Consider the following 17,211-nt stretch of genomic DNA (forward strand, 5'->3'; position numbering starts at 1 on the left):
TCCTCAGGAGCCGTGCAGCGCGCGCAGGGCGTCTCGGGTGGTGTCGTCGGCCTCGCCCGTCGTCTCGAGCCCGAGCGCGTACTGGAACCAGCGAAGGGCGGCGCGGGTCTTCTCCCCCAGGGCGCCGCGCTCACCGCCGCAGCTGAAGCCGAGGTTGTCGAGCCGCTCCCTCAGGCCGTCCGCCTCGTCGACGGGCTCGGGCAGGCCCAGCTTCAGGCGCACCCGCTCGGCCTGGCCTCCGCCCGCGAGGACGAGCTCGCCCTCGGCCGCCTCCGGGGGAATCGACTCCACCACCCGGCCCTCCTCGTCCGTGCGCCCCTCGCGGTGCGGCAGTTCCTGCCCGTCGGAGAGCTTCAGCTTGAGCAGATAGGGCACGCGCAGGCGAGGCCCGTGGTACGCGTCCCGCAGGCGCAGCACGAGTGAGAAGGGGACCCGGGCCCGGTGCACGATGTAGCGCCGTCCCGTCTGCACCTCCACCCGCTGTCGGCGGAGCGCCGGCACCCGCACGGCCTCGCCCGCGCGGAGCGGACGCTCGAGGTCCAGTGGCCGGCCGTCCTGCCCGGTCAGCGAGGCGGGGGCCACGCCGTAGCGGTGGGCCACGACGCTGGCGCTCTCACCGCCCTTCGCCTTGTACACCACGCCGTCGACGTCCTTGTCCTCGGGCGGGGCGCCGAACGGCGCCGGGGGCGCGTCCTCCTTCTTCTTCTCCAGCACCTGCTCGCCCACGACGCTCCAGAGGCCACCGTCGACCCTGGGCAGCCGCAAGTCGAAGGGCTTCAGCAGCAGCCCCTGGAAGACACAGTGTCCCTTCTCGTCCGTGCGTGAGCGCAGGACCCTCTTCCCGTCCTTCTCCGCCAGCTCGAGGCTCACCCCGACGAGCTCCCGTCCGTCATCCCCCACCACGAGCACTTCGAGCCCCCCGCGCTCCAGGGGACAGGGTGCCACCGCGTTGTCCGACGTGTCCGCTGGCATCCCGTCACTCCGTCATTCCGTACCGCGCGAGAAACTCCGCTTCGCGGCGCTGGTTCTCTTCGGCCAGCGCGCGACGCCTGCCCCACTCCGCGTGGGCACGCCGCACCCGCTCGAGTGGGTCGAACACGTCTTCGTCTTCCACCAACTGGCGCAGCCAGGCCGTGTCGGGCCGTGCCTCGAAGTCCCAGCCATGCGCGAGCGCGAGCGCCACATAGAGACGCGCCCCGGCCTCCATCGTGAGGCCATGACGTGAGCCCGCTTCGATGCACCGGGCGAGGGTGTCCGGCGCCAGCGTCTCCGCCGTCCCGGGCGTCATCGGCCACTCGGCCGGCGCCGCGGGGACTTCCACGAGCAACCGGGGGACGAGCTGCTCGATGAGCGCCGCCACCCGCGCCTGCGTCACGGCGTCGGACAACACGCGCATCTGTTCACGGCGCACCCGCAGCATCGTCTCCGCTCCCCAATGCGAAAGGCTCCCGTCTGTGCCGCACGGTCCCCAAGCCCGCCGGCATCATCGCAGATGGGTGGCGATGGTTACGAGAGGGCACGTCATTCTTCGACGACCAGCCCGCACGCCATTCTCCGTATGAGATTTCGTGCGCGGCCCGGGAACGGACCCGCCCCGGTAGATGGGGCGCGTCCGCCCACGGCCTGAGGTGGCTCCGCGCGCACCCCACACCCTGGAGGAAGCTTGAGGGCGCACGACGCACAGGCACGGGTCCGCCCGTTGCCCGAGACAACCCACCAGCCATGGTCTTCGGAGCCCGCGGTATCACCGCCGCGCAGCCGGGAAGTGCCTGGCGCGAGGTTGCGCCACCCGACGACGCAGCCCGACGGCTCCCGCGCGGAGCAGATATGGCAGCTTTTCGTCGACTCGGGTTACTTCAATCTGGCGGGCAGGTCGGCTGCCTGGTTCGAGGCCCGACGTGCGAGCTTCATCGAGCTGGGGCGGCGAGCCGGAGCGCTGCCGGAAGTGCTCTGTGAGTCGGTCTGGACCTCGGAGCGAGGCGTGGAGGCGACGCTCTCCGCGATGAAGCCGTACCGCGCCACGTGGCTGGTGCACCAATTGGCGAAGCGTCAGGGCGGCTCCCGCTTCGAGCGCGTGCCGGGACAGATGCTCCGGGACCTCTATGTGCGCACGGTGGAGCACGCGCTGGCGGACCCGGGCATCCGGTGGCTGGCGGCCTACATCGAGTCGACGGTGCCCTTCATCCACCGCGCACACGCCGGCTTCGTCGAGCGGATGGCCGGCACGGGCCGGGGGCTGCTGCGCCCCGTGAGGATGCTCGACGTCGACTGCCACGAGACGGGCGGCCAGGACGCCTTCGCCGTCGGCCCCGCGACGCCGGGTGAGCGCGTCCTGCTCACGGAGCAAATCGCCCGCACCCGGCCCGCCAGCTACGTCGACGCGCTGGACCTTGGCCCCGACGCGCTGGACTTCGCGGACGCGGCGCGGCCGTGGCTCACCGCCGGGCTGGAGCGCGCCCGGCACGTCCTCATCGCGCGCCACGCGGGGACACCGCTGGCGGCGGCGGTGCTGGAGGTGGGCCCGCCCGGGACGAACCCCTTCCACCTGCTGGACGCCACACGCCTGTTCGCGCTGTCCCCGCGTGGGCGGGAAGCCTTCCCGGCGCTGCTGGCCGCCGCGCGCCGCTGGTACGCCAGCCGGGGCCGCGACAGCTTCGTCTTCCTGGGCGAGGAGGACGGCGACGTCGAGGCGTCCGGCCTGCGCGACGAGGCCCCGGAGACGAAGCCCTTCCTGTGGCTCATCCCCGCCAACCTCGCCCCCGAGTTCCTGCAGCACATCCACGAGCAGACGCTGAGCCGTCTGCCCTCCCACCACAACACCGAGAAGGAACCGTCATGAGCCTGATGAAGACGCAGTACCTGCCGCACGTTCAGGAGACCCGCGCACGCCTGGACACCGATGCCGTGGTGCGCACGCTGCTGTCCCCGGACATCTCCCCGGTACTGCTGGAGCGCTTCCTCATCGAGTGGTCGGCGCGGGGTGCGTACATGACCGAGCCGGTGGACGGCTGGATTCGCGGCGCGGGCGAGCGCTGCCTCGAGCTGGGACACGAGAAGCTCGGCCGGGCGCTCATCACCCACGCGAGGCACGAAGCCGGGCACCACCTGATGACCATCGCGGACGCGCGGGTGCTGGCGGGCCGCTGGAATGCGCGCCACGCGCCGAAGCTGGACGCGGACGCCCTGGTGGCCCAGGCGCCCACGGAGGCGATGCGCCAGTACCGGCAGGTGCACGACGAGGCGATTACCGGCGAGCTGCCCCTGGGCCAGGCGGCCATCGAGTACGAGGTGGGCTACCTCGCGGTGGTGCTGGTGCCCCGCATCCTCGCCCACGTGAAGAAGGTGCTCGGCCAGGACACGCTGGACCAGCTGTCCTTTCTCAAGGAGCACGCCGAGGTGGACGTGGGCCACACGGCGCTCAACGAGCGGATGATGGAGGAGCTGCTGCGCGTCCGGCCGGAGGTGGGCTCCCAGCTGGCCGCATACGGCGCGCGCGGGCTGGACTGCTACCTGCGCTTCCTCGCGGACTGCCTTGCCTGCTCCCAGCACGCGCTGGGCGGGCTCGCCGCGGCGGCCTGAGCCCCACACGCCTGCCGTCCTGCGTCATGGGACTCTGGTAGGGTCACCGCCAGAGGTCCTCCCCCCTGCGGACACGCTCCACGACACACGCCTTCGGAGTGACGGCGCCTGCCGTCCTGCTCTTCCTGCTGCCCTGGCTCATCTATGGGAGCGCCGTCTTCCAGCGGTATGGCCTGCGGGACGACTACGCCATCCTCCGAGAGGCGCGCGAGGAGCCGGGGAAGATTCTCCGCGTCTGCGCCGCCATGGGCCGCCCGCTGTACGGCTGGCTGCTGGAGGCATCCATGCCCGAGGCGGGCCACATCGACGGGCTCGCCCTGCTGCGGGCGCTGTCCGTCACGGGCCTGGGACTGCTGGGCGCCGCCCTCTTCCTGCTCCTGCGCAAGGAGGGCTGGCGCGCAGCCCCCTCGGCGCTGCTCGCGGCGTTCCTCACCCTCATGCCGTCCGCGCAGGTCATCGCGAGCTGGGGCATCTGCTGGCCGCAGGTGGTGGCGCTCCTGCTGACGGTGGGTGCGTTCGCCCTAGCGCGGCGGGGCTTCGAAGCGCCTTCCGGGGCCGCGGGGCGGCGGTGGGCGTGGTGCCTGGGCGGCGGGGTGGCCATGGCCACCGCGACACTCATCTACCAGGTGAGCGGCCTGTTCTACGCGGTGCTGCTCGCGGCGGCGCTGGTGGTGCGGCGGGACACGGACCTGCGCGCCCCCGCGCGGTGGCTCGCGCGGCACCTCCTCGTCATGGGCTGCGGCCTGGGCGTCGCCTTCGTCCTCACCAAGCTGTCCTTCATTCTGGGCCTCTTCGCGCCCTCGCCGCGCATCGCCTTCGAGAAGCACTTCCTGGACAAGGCGGGCTGGTTCCTCACCCAGGTGCTCCCCAACGCGCTGGCCCTGAGCGCCCTCGACACGACGGGCTCCGCGCCGACGGCGGGCTACTGGCCCATGGTGGGCCTGACGCTCACCGTGCTGACACTGGGCCTCTGCCTCCAGGGCCGCCGCGCGGGCCGTGTCGGCGCGGCGACGTGGCTGGTGGGGCTGCTCGTGCTGTCCGCCGCCGCGTACTCCGTCAGCTTCCTCGCCAGCGAGCGCTGGCCCACGTACCGCACCCTCTACGCCCTCACCGGCGTGTGGAGCGTCTACTTCGTCGCGTCGCTCATGAAGCTGGGGAGCGGCTGGCCCACGCACGGCCCGCGCGTCGCGACGGCGCTGCTGGGCGTGTTCGTGGCGGTGAGCGCCCTGCTCGCCCACCGGCACGCGCTGGAGCTGTTCGCGCTTCCACAGGGCCGTGAGCTGGCGCTGCTGGAAGCGGGTGCGCGTCAGGTGGTGCCCGCACGGCAGTCCCGCGTCTTCGTCCTCACCGCCCGGCAGAGCGACTCGTCCGCGCCCCTGCGCTACCTGGACGAGTTCGGCTCCGTGTCCGCGGACACCGAGTGGGTGGCGAAGGAGATGTTCCACGCGCTGGTGGAGGAGCGCTTCCCCGAGGAGCGCGACGTCAGCCACCTCTACCGCTTCGCCGCCGGCCCCGTCCTCCCCGAGCCGCGCGCCTACGACATCCTCGTCGACATGCGCCTGCCGCGGCGCGAGCCGCCGCGCCCCATCCACCTTGCCCGCTGACCTTCCTTGCCGTCCGCCCCAAGCCATCCCGCAGCCTCGAGCCCGAGGTAGAGCCCCATGAGAAGCGTCCTCGCACCGGTCTGCATCGTGGCCCTCCTGCTGCTGGCGTGTGACCCGGCCGCCTCTGAGCCGAGGGGAGCTGAGGACGCGGGCACCCGGCCCTCGACGGACGCGGGCACCCAGCCCCTGGCGAAGAGCGCGAAGCGCGGAATTGCCTTCGACCTGGCGACGCCCGCGGACCTCGCCGCCGTCTCTCCGGGCGTGAGCTGGTGGTACAACTGGAGCCCCCGGCCCCACCGCGACGTGCCCGCCGACTACCGCGCGCGCTACGGCATGGACTTCATCCCCATGCTGTGGAACGGGAACTTCGACGCCGCAGGCGTCGAGACCTGGCTCGAGGCCAATCCACACGTCCGCTACCTGCTGCTCCTCAACGAGCCCAACCTCACGGACCAGTCCAACCTGTCACCGAAGGACGCGGCGGCGCTGTGGCCCCGCTACGAGAGCGTCGCCGCCAACACGGGCGTCAAGCTCGTGGGCCCGGCGATGAGCTGGGGCACGGTGCAGGGATATTCGGACCCGGTCGTCTGGCTCGACGCGTTCTACGCGGCCTACCGCGCGGCGAATGGCAACCGCGAGCCGCGCATCGACTACCTCGCGTTCCACTGGTACGACTACGGGCTCGCGGGCCAGCTGGACCGGCTGAAGAAGTACGGCAAGCCCTTCTGGGTGACGGAGTTCGCCAACTGCCACAGCCAGCAGGACGGCGCGCAGATTGACTCCCTCGCGAAGCAGAAGGCCCAGATGGCGGAGATGGTCTCCGTCTGCGAGAGCCGGGAGGACGTGTTCCGCTACGCCTGGTTCACCGGCCGGTGGACGAACGACCCGTGCTTCGCGAGCCTGCTGGGCGCGCCCGGTGCCGTGACGGAGCTGGGCGCGCACTACCTCTCCCTGCCGTTTCAGTGAGCCTTCGCCAGGCGCCCCTGCGGCCTTCAGAGGACCCTAGTGACAGGTGTCCTCGCACACGCCGAGGATGCACGTCTTGCACGGGCCGTAGCACGTGGCACTACAGGCCGCCACGGACTCCTCGCTCCCTGCCTCCGTCAGCTCCAGCGACCGGGGCGCCGCCGCCATGGAACGGGCCGTGTCGTCACTCCCGGAGGGAGCGGCGGAGCAACCACCCAGGGCCAGCGAGGCAGCGCCGACCAGAAGCAGCGTGGACAGCTGACGCGTGAGCTTCGAGAACATCGGTGTCTCCTTTGTCTGTGTTGGGTGACGCGGGGACACTCTGACACAAAGTGTATACAGAGCGCGAATACCCACCCTTCCTGGCGTAACCCGTCTTTCAGGACACCCGCGCCACGTCCCGGCGCCAGCGGCGCCCGGTTCGGCCTATGCTCGGCGCACGCATGCCGACCTCTTCCCTCGACCCCGGGCAGCACTCCGCGCAACGCCCGCTCACCGGCCAGGACGCCCGGACGCTCGGGCTGGCGGCACTCGGTGGCGCGCTGGAGTTCTACGACTTCATCATCTTCGTGTTCTTCACGACGGTGATTGGCCAGCTCTTCTTCCCGCCCGACACGGCGGAGTGGCTGCGCCAGCTGCAGGCCTTCGGCCTGTTCGCGGCGGGCTACCTCGCGCGCCCGCTGGGCGGCATCATCATGGCGCACTTCGGCGACCGCACCGGTCGCAAGCGCATGTTCACCCTCAGCGTGTTCATGATGTCCGTGCCCACGCTGCTCATCGGCGCGCTGCCGACGTACGCGACGGCGGGCTACGCGGCGCCGCTGGCCCTGCTCCTGTTGCGCATGTGCCAGGGCGCGGCGGTGGGCGGCGAGGTGCCGGGCGCGTGGGTGTTCGTCTCCGAGCACGTCCCGGCCCACCGCGTGGGCTTCGCGTGCGGCACCCTGACGTCGGGGCTCACGCTGGGAATCCTGCTCGGCTCGCTGGTGGCGACGCTGGTGAACACCGTCTTCACGCCGGAAGAGGTGCAGGCCTTCGCGTGGCGCCTGCCCTTCCTCGTGGGCGGCGTGTTCGGCTTCCTGGCCGTCTTCCTGCGCCGCTGGCTCGCGGAGACGCCCGTCTTCGAGGAGATGCGCCAGCGCCGCGCCCTGGTGCAGGAATTGCCGCTCAAGGCCGTGCTGCGCGGCCATGGCGTCGCGGTGGTGGTGTCGATGCTGCTCACCTGGGTGCTCACCGCCGGCATCGTGGTGGTCATCCTGATGACGCCCACGCTGGTGCAGAAGCTCTACGGAATCGCCCCGGCCCCGGCGCTGGAGGCCGCGAGCGTCGCCACGCTGAGCCTCACGGTGGGCTGCATCGCCTACGGGCTGCTCGCGGACCGCGTGGGCGTGGGCCGCGCGCTGGTGCTGGGCTGCGGGCTGCTGCTCGGCGCGACGTACCTGTTCTATCGCGGCGTGGGCGCGGCGCCGGAGCGGCTGGTGCCCCTGTACGCGCTGGTCGGCTTCTGCGTCGGCGTGGTGGGCGTGGTCCCCACGGTGATGGTGCGCGCGTTCCCCGCCGAGGTGCGCTTCTCGGGGCTGTCGTTCTCCTACAACGTGGCCTACGCCATCTTCGGGGGCCTGACGCCGCTGGTCGTCACCCTGATGATGAAGAACAACCCCCTGGCGGCCGCGCACTACGTGGCGGCCCTGTGCGGCGTGGGCATCGCGGTGGCCGTGTACCTGCTGAGCGCGGGCCGCGCGCGGTTCGCCGCGGCGACGCCCTCGCCCTGAGAGACGGGCAGGCGCGACCGGGCCTGGAGGTGCGACAACGACGGCCCGTCGCGCTGGCGGTGGCCCACCCCATGAGCGGCACGACCCTGCGTGACAGGCCCTCCCGGAGCGCTCCCGACGTGGCGAAGCGCTCCGGGCGGAAGGCCCCTTCGACTCAGAAGGTGGACTGCACGCGGAGCTGGTACACGCCCGCCTCGCTCGTGGCGAGGTGGAAGTAGTACGTCCCCGTGGTGGAGGGCGTGACGACCCGGGTGAAGTCGAGCGGCAGCAGGTTGCCGCTGGCATCGCGCACGCTGAGCTGGAAGAGGGCGTTCGAGCTCATCTCCACCCAGTAGCGCGCTCCTCCGGTGAGCTGCACCGCATAGACGTCCACATCCGAGGTCGACTCGAAGCGGCCGTTCACGAGCACGGAGAGGGCGAGCGCGGTGGCGGTGGCCTGGGTGTCTCCGGCATCGTCCGGCCCGAGGTCCGTGAGCGTCAGCGTGTACGTGCCCGCGCGCTGCGAGAAGGAGGCGGAGACCTCGACGAACAGCAGGCCCGTGGCGGACGACTCGAAGGACACCGTGTCGGGGAAGCTGCTCGACGAAGCGACCGTCGTGCCGCTGGCGGTGACGACGCGCAGCTTGCAGCCCGCCAGCTCCTGGTCCGCCCGGCAGGCGACGCGGTACGCCCGGGGAGCGGTGACGGAGAGGGCGAAGACGTCCACGTCGTCGAACGTCTCCAGGTGGCCCGCCACCGGCGTGGGGCCGGCGGAGACGGACGTTGCACCCGCGGCCGTGTCCGCATGGTCGTCCGGACCGAGGTCGTCCACGTGCAGGGTGTACGTGCCGGTGACGCCGGAGACGTCGGCGTAGACGTCGACGAGGTAGCGTCCGCTCACCACCGCCTCGTGGGACGCGGGCACCTCATGGGCCGTCGGGTCCTTCACCCGCACGGTGCACGAGGACGCGCTCTGGGCCACGCAGCGCACCCGGTAGATGCGCCCCTGGGTGGCGGGGAAGGAGAAGGAATCCACGTCACCGAGGCTCTCGAGCATGGCGCCCACCTGCACCGTCCCGGCCCCGAGCGCGGTGGCCACGGCGGAGATGTCTCCATGGTCGTCCGTGCCCACCTCTTCCAGCGTGAAGTCGTAGGTGCTCATCGTGGAGCCGACGAACACCTCCAGGGACACCAGCTCCTGGTCGCCCGCCTCCCAGCCCAGGACAGCCCCCTGCCAGTCCGGCGTCTTCTCGGAGAGCACCTGCCCGTCCAGCGCTCGCACGCGCAAGCCGCAGGCAATCCGCGTGCACGACGCGCGGTAGATGCGGCCCGCGGTGGGGCGGAAGGTGAAGACGTCCACGTCGTTGTACGTCTCCAGCACTCCACTGCCGGTCGCGGGGACGGACAGCAGGGTGGCCCCTTCCGCCGTGTCCGGATGGTCGTCCACACCCACGTCCTGCGCCGCGCAGTCATAGGGGCCGCTGCCGTTGCTCACCCCCACCGCCAGCGTGCCGCTGGCGGCCGCCCGGTGATGCAGCGTCTTGTAGCCGGAAGCCACCACCGTGTCCGAGCCCTGGCGCGCGGAGAGCGCCAGCCAGTCCGAGCCGGTGCCCGAGCAGGAGATGCGATAGATGCGGCCCGCCGTGACGGCGAAGGAGAAGACGTCCACGTCCTGGTTGAACTGGAGCGCCCCGACGAGCGAGCCGGGCAGCGTGAGCGGGGTGGCCGTCGCGGACGTATCCCCATGGTCGTCCGTGCCCACCACCTCCAGCCGCAGTCCGTAGGTGCCCAGGCCGGAGGAGCCGGAGCTGCTCACCGCGAACGCCGTCGTCGCGGTGGTGGCCTTGAAGGCGAGCACCGCGGGCGAGGTGCCGACCCAGACGTTGCCCAGTGAGCCGCTGCTCCCGGGGATGACGTTGAGGCCCAGGCTCCGGCTGGTGCCAGGGCTCAGCGTCACCCGGTAGAGGCTCCCGACCACCGTCGGGGCGGAGAACACATCCACGTCTCCGTCGAACTGGACCTCTCCGGAAGCCTCGCCCCCTGACAGCGGGCTCGCCTCGGCGGGGGTGTTGCCGTGGTCATCCGCCGCGCCCTCCGTGAGCTGGCACGAGAAGGCGCCGGGGACGGAGTTCACGTACGCGCGCGCCACGAGGGAGTGGACGCCGTCCACGGCCGCCTGGAAGACCAGGGGCGCGTCGGCGAGGGCGGGCTGCCCCACTTGCTGTCCGGCCGGATCCTTCGCCGAGAGGCTGAGCCAGTCATTGGCGGCGCACTGGAAGCGATAGACGTGGCGGGCCTGGGCGGTGAAGGAGAAGACGTCCACGTCGTCCGCCAGCGCGAGCCGCACCGGCACGGGCGGGCCGCCCACCGTCACGGGCGTGGCGCCCGCCGCGGTGTCCGCGTGGTCGTCCGGACCGAGGTCCTGAACCACGACGGAGTACGCGCCCACCGCGCCCGACGAGTGGCGGACCTTCATCACGATGGGCGTGGCGTCCAGCGCCTTGAGACCGAAGTTGAAGCTGTTCCAGGAGCCGGAGGGCAGCTCGCCCTGGCGGGACAGGAGGTGCTCGCACCAACCGCCCACGTGCATGAAGCAGCGGGTGCTGTACTGGTGGCCGGCGACGGTCGTGAAGGTGAAGGCATCCACGTCCAGCTCCCGCTCGAAGGTGCCCTCCAGCGGCGTGGGCGGCGACAGCGGGGTGGTGGCCGGCGCGTCATCGCCGTGGTCATCCAGGCCCAGCTTCTGGAACGACAGCCGGTACGCGCCCCGGGCCGACGGGTCGACGTTGCGCACCCGCAGCAGGTACGCGCCGGAGGTGGCGACGCGCAGGGGCATCCGCACCTCGAAGCCCCGCGCCTCCTGCACCACCGTGGCGCCGTCGGGGGAGACCAGCTCCAGCCGCAGCTCCGCGTCGGGGTCCGGGGAGCTCACCGCGTCCAGGAAGGCGGAGTGGCCAGCCTCCAGCGGAAGCACGTGCACGTCCACGTCACCGTGGAACTGCGTGCGGCCGGAAACCACCACGCCCCCCGCGGGCAGCACCCGCGCGCCGTCCGCCGTGTCCGCGTAGTCGTCCGGCCGCTCCTCCACCATGGTGAGCGTATAGGGAGAGATGGCGCCGACGTCGTACGTGCTCAGCCGCACCAGCACCGGCGAGGAACCCGTGGCCTTGAAGTACGTCTGCACCACGGCTCCGCGCAGGTGGTCCGCCGACACGGGCTGGAGCCCCTCCGAGGTGAGGACGTCCAGGTAGAGCGGGACACCCGGGGCGCCCTGCGCCTGGACGCGGTAGGTGAAGCCCTCCCGAACCGGGATGCGGTACCAGTCCACGTCTCCGGCGGGGGCCAGGGTGCGGCCCTCCTGGGGGCTGCCCATGGGGAAGTCGATGATGGCGCGCTCCGGGCAGTCATCCGGCTCGAAGGCATCGCCGCCCGGCCAGGGCTCCTCGGCGCACGAGGGGCGCGTCAACTCCACGCACTGGCCGTCCTTCCACAGGTAGCCGGCGTCACAGGCGCACTGGTAGCCGCTGCCCTCCGCGGTGCAGACGGTGCGGTGCGGCTCGGTGCACGGGTTGGGCTCGCAGGCGTCGGGGTCCGGCGGCGGCGGGTCCGCCACACAGGAGAGCCCATCCGCGTGGTGGCCCACGTCACACAGGCACGCCGCGCCGCCGGTGGTGAGCACGCACCGGCCGGGACCGCAGGCGACGTCGCGACAGGCCTCTTCGAGAGGGTCGCCGGGAGTTTCGGAGCGACAGGCGGAGACGAGGGCGAGCAGCGCCACGAGGACGGCTGCGCGCGGGTAGGCTCGGAGCATGGGCATATGGGGATGCAAGGGTTTGACGTGCGGGCTTCTATCATGGACGCACGTCCGGCCGTCAGACGCGCCATTGACTGGCACCTGACGGACGTGGAGTGAAAAGCCTGTCTGGCTTCACCCGACAAGGCGGACGACCCCGGAAAACCAGCACCTAATGGAAGTCCTTTTCAGGTCCGCGCAGGCCCTGATGGGTCGCCCTCCTCCAGGGCCAGCCGCGCGCGCGCATCCGGCGTGGCGCGAGACCTCCCGCGTGTCCTCGCCACTTCGCGACGCGGTGACCCGCCGCGCGTCGCCGTGGACCGGACCGGACGCACCCGGGGCATTCTTGAGACCTGAATCACCTTTCAACATCATCCGGTGCACTTCAGCGCGTCGCGCGGGCAGCGCGTGAGCACATCGGAGGCGTCATGCGGGAGACACGGGCCTGGGTCCTTCATCGCGGGGAGCGGCAGCGGGAGGGGCAGGCCGTCCCGGGAGCGCTGGTGGACGAGGACTTCGCCTTCCCGGACCCGGGGCCGGAGGACGTGGTGGCGGAGCCCATCTACGGCTGCTGGGAGGGCAACATGGGCCATGCCCTCCAGCGCGTGCCGGTGGATGTCTGCCGGCTGCGCCGCGAGGACAAGGTCGTCCTGGGCAACGCGGGCGTGGTGCGCGTGGTGGAGACGGGCAGCGCCGTCACCCGCGTGCGCGCCGGGGACTCCTGCCTGGTGTTCTGCAACGCCGAGCCGGACGAGCACGGCTATCCCGTCAAGGTGCTGGCCTACGACGCCAGCCGCACCATGGGCCTGCTGGCCCGGCGGACCCGGCTGCCCCAGCACGTGCTCATCCCCATTCCCGCCAACAGCCGCCACTCGCTGCGGCAGTGGGCGGCCTTCTCGCTCCGGTACGTCACCGCGTGGTCCAACTGGCGGCTCGCCTGGGGGTGCTTCCGCCTGCAGGTCAGCGAGTCCGACTGCCCGGTGCCCTTCGTGGTGGGCTGGGGCGGCGGCGTGTCCTACGCGCAACTGCGGCTGGCCCGCTACGCCGGGTGCCGGGTGGCCATGGTCGCCTCGCAGGAGGAGCGGCTGCGGCACCTGGAGTCCGTGGGCATCATCCCGTTGGACCGGCGCGAGTTCCCGGACCTGAACCTGGACCCGGCCCGCTTCGCCTCGGACGCGGCGTACCGGCAGCGCTACGCGCAGTCGGAGAAGCAGTTCCTCACGCGGGTGAAGGAGGCGGGCCGGGGCCAGGACGTCTCCATCTTCCTGGACCACATCGGCGGCCCCCTGCTCCAGGCCAGCCTCAAGGCGCTGGGCCGCGAGGGCGTCATCACCTCCGCCGGGTGGAAGCTGGGTGCGGACCTGATGGACCTCTCGCGCTCCACCGAGTGCACGAAGCGCCACCAGCACATCAACACCCACTACGCGCGCTTCTCCGAGGCCGTGGCGGCGGTGGGCTTCGCGGAGGAGGCCGGCTGGCTGCCCCCGGTGGACGGGGAGCGCGTCTACACCTGGGATGAGGTGCCCCTCCTGGCGCGCGACGTCGAGGAGGGGCGCGTCGCGTCCTACTTCCCCCTGTACCAGGTCAACCCCGAGCACTGAGCCCGAGCCGCTCAGGAGGCCACATGACGGACAGCACGGCGGACGCGCTCGGCACCGCGCGGCGGAAGTTCAAGCACCAGTCCCAGGGGTTCGGCTTCACGCGGGTGCTCCTGGTGGACCTCATCACCATGACCTTCTCGCTGACGCCCGCGCTGGCGGCGTGGTGGGCCTTCGCGCTCTACCTGCGCTGGAGCTGGGAGCAGCCGGCCTTCCCGCTCCGGGCCCTGCTGGCGCCCGGTGTCCTGGCGGGAGCGTTCCTGGCGGCGTGCTGGCTCGTGCGCCTGTGCATCCCGAGGATGCGGCCGGGCACGTACAAGATGGAGATGTCCCGGGACTACCTGGCGTGGTTCATGACGCTGTGCCTGGGCCACTCGGTGCGCATCTCCGGGCTCCAGCCGTTCTTCTTCTCCTTCTACGTCACCAAGTACCTCTACTGGCGGGCGATGGGCGCGCGCATCGCGTACGGGGTGAACTCCTCCATCTTCGCGGTGCTGGCGGACTACCCGCTGCTGACCATCGGCAAGGGCTGCACGATGGGCGCCAACGTCCTCGTCATCGGGCACATGTTCCTGGGGGACAAGGTGATGTTGGGGCCGGTGAACATCGGCGACAACGTCTTCCTCGCGGCCGGCGCCATGGTGGGGCCACGCACCACCATCGGCTCGCGCAGCTGGATTGGCATGCAGAACAAGCTCCTGAAGGACTCGCTGCCCGAGGACTCGCGGGTGGAGAACTTCGAGTGGGAGCACTTCAACCCCGCGCGCCGCTCCGAGGACCGCCCGTCATGAATGTCCTGGAGCCGCGCCTGGGCATCCAGGTGCTGGGACATGGCCGCGCCCTGCCCGGGCAACGCCCCGTGTCCAACGCGGGGCTGCTCGCGCTGGACTCCGAGCAGCGGGGCCGCTCGCCCGAGGCCCTGGAGGCACTGGGCCGGAAGGTGGCCGCGCGGCTGGGCTTCAGCCAGCGCTACCTCGCGCGGCTGCCTGGAGCGCCCGCGCACGACGATGAGGAGACGAGCGAGTCGCTGGCCCTGGCGGCCGCGAGGCAGGCCCTGGGCAGGCACAGCGGCACGGAGGTGGAGGCCCTCATCCACGGAACGACGACGACGAGCCGCTACACGGGCTCGCAGGCGGCGGCCATCCTGGGACGGCTGGAGAGCCACGCCTCCGCGTGGGAGGTGAAGGCGGGCTGCTCCACCTCGCTGGCCAGCCTTCACCTGGCGGTGGCGCTGCTGGGGAGCGGCTGCGGCAACGTACTGGTGAGCTGCGCGGAGACGCTCTCCAAGGTGATGAACCCGGCCATGAAGGAGACCTGGTACATCCTCGCGGACGGTGGCGCGGCCGTGTGGCTGAAGCGCGAGCCCGTCTCCCCCGACTTCGAGGTCCGCCGGTGCCTCTACGCCACGGACGGCACGCTGGTGGACCTGTACACGACGCCGGGGCGGCTGCCCCCGGACCGGACCACCCTGGAGTCGGGCGGCTACTGCATGGTCGGGGATGGCACGCGACTGCGGGAGGAGGCCCTGCGGCGCTACCTGGAGATGCTCGGCGCCATGTTTCCCGGCGGCCGGGGCCTGAAGGACATCCGGTGGGTGGTGGCCCACCAGATCAACCGGAAGCTCGTCGAGCAGGTCTGTGACGTGGGCGGGCTGGAGGCGCGCCTCGTCTGGAGCGCGGAGCGCGTGGGCAACGTCGGCGGCGCCTCCGTCCTGTTCTCGCTGTCCGAGGCGCTGGAGCAGGGCCTGTTCGCGCCAGGGGACGGGGTGCTGCTGATGAGCGTGGGCGGCGGCCTGTCCTTCGCGATGCAGCACTGGGTGAAGCGCTGAAAGGCGGGGTGAGCCATGGAACTGGTCGAACGCATTCGCAATGCACTGCGCGCCGCGGGCATGGAGGAAGTGCCCGCCAGCACGTCCGAGGCGCTGTCCGCCTATGGAATGGACAGCCTGCTGATGGTGCTCTCCGTGGCGGCCCTGGAGAAGGAGTTCTCGCTGCGCATCTCCGGCCGCGACTTCTCCGAGGCGGCCTTCCAGAGCCTCGCCTCCCTGGCCTTCTGGCTGCGGAAGCTGGGCGCGTCATGAAGGTGCTCATCACCGGGGGCAGCTCGGACATCGGGCGCTCCATCGCCCGCCGCCGGCTGGCGCTGGGGGACGAGGTCATCGTGACGGCCTCGTCCGCGGAGTCCCTGGAGGAGACGCTGGCCCGCTACCGCGCGGAGGGGATGGAAGCGCGCGGCCTGGTGCTGGACCTGTCGGCTCCGGCGGGCGGCGAAGCGGCGCTCGCGGAGGTGCTGGCGCAGGGGCTCCAGGGGCTGGTGCTGAATGCCTGGACGCGGCGGCCTCCGCTCTACCGCTTCCACGAGTTGCCCCAGGAGGCGCTGGAGGCGGACGTCACCGCGAACCTGATGGGCAACCTCTGGCTGCTGCGCCGGGTGCTGCCGTCGATGGTGGAGGCGCGGTGGGGGCGCATCGTCTTCATCTCCAGCGTCTCCACCGTCAACGGCACGGGGCGGTACGGCGCCTATGTCCTGTGCAAGTCCGCGCTGGAGGGGCTGATGCGCAACCTGGCGGTGGACTACGGCGAGTTCAACGTCCTGGCCAACACGGTGCGGCTGGGCATCTTCAAGACGGAGCGGACGAAGAAGTACTGGTCGAAGCCCCGCTACGTGGAGCGGATGGGCGGCGTGATTCCGCAGGGAGCGCTGGGCGAGCCCGAGCACGTGGGCGAGGCGCTCGACTCGCTGCTCTCCGCGCACCAGTACATCAACGGCGCGGTGCTGGACGTCACCGGCGGTCTGCCGATGTTCCGGCTGGAAGGAGTGTTGCGGACATGAGCTTTCTGAGACCCACGGAGCCGGTGTACCTGCTCGGGCCCAGGGCATGGCTGCCCGAGCGCGTGGTGACGAACCAGGACGTGCTCGACTGGATGGGCACCCGCGCGCGTCCGAGCTGGATTACGCACCGCACGGGCGTGGAGCAGCGGCACTGGGTGGAGGACGGGCAGGCGTGCAGCGACGTCGCTTCCGCGGCGGCCCTGCGGCTGCTGGAGGACTGCCACATCGACCGGAAGCGCATCGCCCAGGTGTTGCTGGCCACCGTGTCCGGCGACTTCCCCACGCCGCCCACCTCGCCCCTGATTCTGCCGCGCCTGGGGCTCGACAGGGTCGGCGTGCTCGACTTGAGCGCCGCGTGCGCCGGCTTCACCAGCGCCGTGCACGTGGGGGCGGCGCTCGCGGCGTCCACGGGCAGCGACCAGCTGGTCATCGCCGCGGACATCCGCTCCAAGTTCCTCAACCGCGAGGACCTGGCGACGACGGCCCTGTTCGGCGACGGAGGCGCGAGCTGCCTCGTCACCCGCAACCCCGAGGGCGCGGACTTCCAGCTCATGGCGAGCGAGCTGGCGGCGGACGCGACCATGGCGGACATCATCGCCATCCGGGCGGGAGGCTCGCGGCTGCCGCACCACCGGAACGACGACCCCTCCAAGGGCTTCCTGAAGATGGAGCACGGGGCCACGTTGTTCATGAAGGGCGTGGACAACATGACCGCGGGCGCGGCCTCGCTCCTGCACCGGCTGGAGCTGACCGTGGCGGACGTGGACTGGGTGGTGCCCCACCAGGCCAACCTGCACCTGATGCGGGCGGTGACGGAGAAGCTGGGTGCGGACCCGGCCAGGGTGGTGGAAACGGTGCGCTTCACCGGCAACACGTCAGGGGCCAGCGTGGGCATCGCGCTCGCGCACCTGAAGGAGCAACTGCCGCTGAAGCCGGGGCAGCGCGTCCTCCTCGTCTCCGCGGGTGCGGGCGGTGCTTCGGCCTGCGCGCTGCTGCACAGCCTGTAGGCGACACGCCCAGGAGCACCCCACACGACTTCACCCGGGCCGACGCCGAGGCAGCCCTCACGCCCGGCGGTGAGGCCCTCTCCA

General features: G+C 71.5%; 15 protein-coding genes. 11 read left to right on the plus strand and 4 right to left on the minus strand.

Annotation, left to right across the window (positions count from 1 at the left end; all coding sequences use genetic code 11):
- Positions 1-3: 3 nt before the first annotated feature.
- Both ACX9TP_RS39725 and ACX9TP_RS39730 read right to left on the minus strand, forming a co-directional pair.
- Positions 4-972: a peptidoglycan-binding protein gene (locus ACX9TP_RS39725; protein ID WP_482975885.1), complete on the minus strand. Its 969-nt coding sequence runs from the start codon at positions 970-972 to the stop codon at positions 4-6.
- Between the two features lie 4 nt (positions 973-976).
- Positions 977-1,420, minus strand: a complete 444-nt coding sequence (locus tag ACX9TP_RS39730; protein ID WP_482975886.1) for a hypothetical protein — start codon at positions 1,418-1,420, stop codon at positions 977-979.
- A 360-nt stretch (positions 1,421-1,780) separates the two neighbouring features.
- On the opposite strand from ACX9TP_RS39730, the gene ACX9TP_RS39735 reads away from it, so the two are divergent.
- The 4 genes from ACX9TP_RS39735 to ACX9TP_RS39750 all read left to right on the plus strand — a co-directional run bounded on the left by ACX9TP_RS39735 (position 1,781) and on the right by ACX9TP_RS39750 (position 6,149).
- On the plus strand, positions 1,781-2,839 hold the full coding sequence (locus ACX9TP_RS39735) for a hypothetical protein (protein ID WP_482975887.1): 1,059 nt from the start codon (positions 1,781-1,783) through the stop codon (positions 2,837-2,839).
- Positions 2,836-3,579, plus strand: a complete 744-nt coding sequence (locus tag ACX9TP_RS39740; RefSeq protein ID WP_482975888.1) for a hypothetical protein — start codon at positions 2,836-2,838, stop codon at positions 3,577-3,579. The genes ACX9TP_RS39735 and ACX9TP_RS39740 overlap by 4 nt, the downstream gene beginning before the upstream one ends.
- Before the next feature lie 98 nt (positions 3,580-3,677).
- Positions 3,678-5,183, plus strand: coding sequence for a hypothetical protein (locus tag ACX9TP_RS39745; RefSeq protein ID WP_482975889.1), 1,506 nt, complete (start codon positions 3,678-3,680; stop codon positions 5,181-5,183).
- A gap of 57 nt (positions 5,184-5,240) precedes the next feature.
- Positions 5,241-6,149: a glycosyl hydrolase gene (locus ACX9TP_RS39750; protein ID WP_482975890.1), complete on the plus strand. Its 909-nt coding sequence runs from the start codon at positions 5,241-5,243 to the stop codon at positions 6,147-6,149.
- A gap of 36 nt (positions 6,150-6,185) precedes the next feature.
- Here ACX9TP_RS39750 and ACX9TP_RS39755 read toward each other — a convergent pair whose 3' ends face one another.
- Complete coding sequence (locus tag ACX9TP_RS39755) at positions 6,186-6,431, minus strand: hypothetical protein (protein WP_482975891.1); 246 nt, start codon at positions 6,429-6,431, stop codon at positions 6,186-6,188.
- Positions 6,432-6,592: 161 nt separating this feature from the next.
- Between ACX9TP_RS39755 and ACX9TP_RS39760 the strand changes: the two genes are divergently transcribed.
- Positions 6,593-7,918, plus strand: a complete 1,326-nt coding sequence (locus ACX9TP_RS39760) for an MFS transporter (RefSeq protein WP_482975892.1) — start codon at positions 6,593-6,595, stop codon at positions 7,916-7,918.
- Positions 7,919-8,072: 154 nt separating this feature from the next.
- Here the strand turns inward: ACX9TP_RS39760 and ACX9TP_RS39765 are convergent, their stop codons facing one another.
- Positions 8,073-11,714, minus strand: coding sequence for a hypothetical protein (locus ACX9TP_RS39765; RefSeq protein WP_482975893.1), 3,642 nt, complete (start codon positions 11,712-11,714; stop codon positions 8,073-8,075).
- 404 nt (positions 11,715-12,118) lie between these two features.
- Between ACX9TP_RS39765 and ACX9TP_RS39770 the strand changes: the two genes are divergently transcribed.
- From ACX9TP_RS39770 to ACX9TP_RS39795, 6 genes are read left to right on the plus strand one after another with little or no spacing between them, the layout of a single operon-like run.
- The gene (locus ACX9TP_RS39770; RefSeq protein WP_482975894.1) at positions 12,119-13,291 is read left to right on the plus strand and encodes a hypothetical protein; all 1,173 of its coding nucleotides are present in this window, start codon (positions 12,119-12,121) and stop codon (positions 13,289-13,291) included.
- Positions 13,292-13,314: 23 nt separating this feature from the next.
- A complete protein-coding gene (locus tag ACX9TP_RS39775) occupies positions 13,315-14,079 on the plus strand; it encodes a hypothetical protein (protein ID WP_482975895.1) in 765 nt (254 codons plus the stop codon).
- On the plus strand, positions 14,076-15,116 hold the full coding sequence (locus ACX9TP_RS39780) for a 3-oxoacyl-ACP synthase III family protein (RefSeq protein WP_482975896.1): 1,041 nt from the start codon (positions 14,076-14,078) through the stop codon (positions 15,114-15,116). The genes ACX9TP_RS39775 and ACX9TP_RS39780 overlap by 4 nt, the downstream gene beginning before the upstream one ends.
- 15 nt (positions 15,117-15,131) lie before the next feature.
- On the plus strand, positions 15,132-15,368 hold the full coding sequence (locus tag ACX9TP_RS39785; RefSeq protein ID WP_482975897.1) for an acyl carrier protein: 237 nt from the start codon (positions 15,132-15,134) through the stop codon (positions 15,366-15,368).
- Positions 15,365-16,120, plus strand: a complete 756-nt coding sequence (locus tag ACX9TP_RS39790; protein ID WP_482975898.1) for an SDR family NAD(P)-dependent oxidoreductase — start codon at positions 15,365-15,367, stop codon at positions 16,118-16,120. The genes ACX9TP_RS39785 and ACX9TP_RS39790 overlap by 4 nt, the downstream gene beginning before the upstream one ends.
- On the plus strand, positions 16,117-17,127 hold the full coding sequence (locus ACX9TP_RS39795) for a 3-oxoacyl-ACP synthase III family protein (RefSeq protein WP_482975899.1): 1,011 nt from the start codon (positions 16,117-16,119) through the stop codon (positions 17,125-17,127). The genes ACX9TP_RS39790 and ACX9TP_RS39795 overlap by 4 nt, the downstream gene beginning before the upstream one ends.
- The last annotated feature ends 84 nt before the right edge of the window (positions 17,128-17,211 follow it).

The sequence above is a fragment of the Pyxidicoccus sp. M15 genome, from assembly GCF_056858435.1.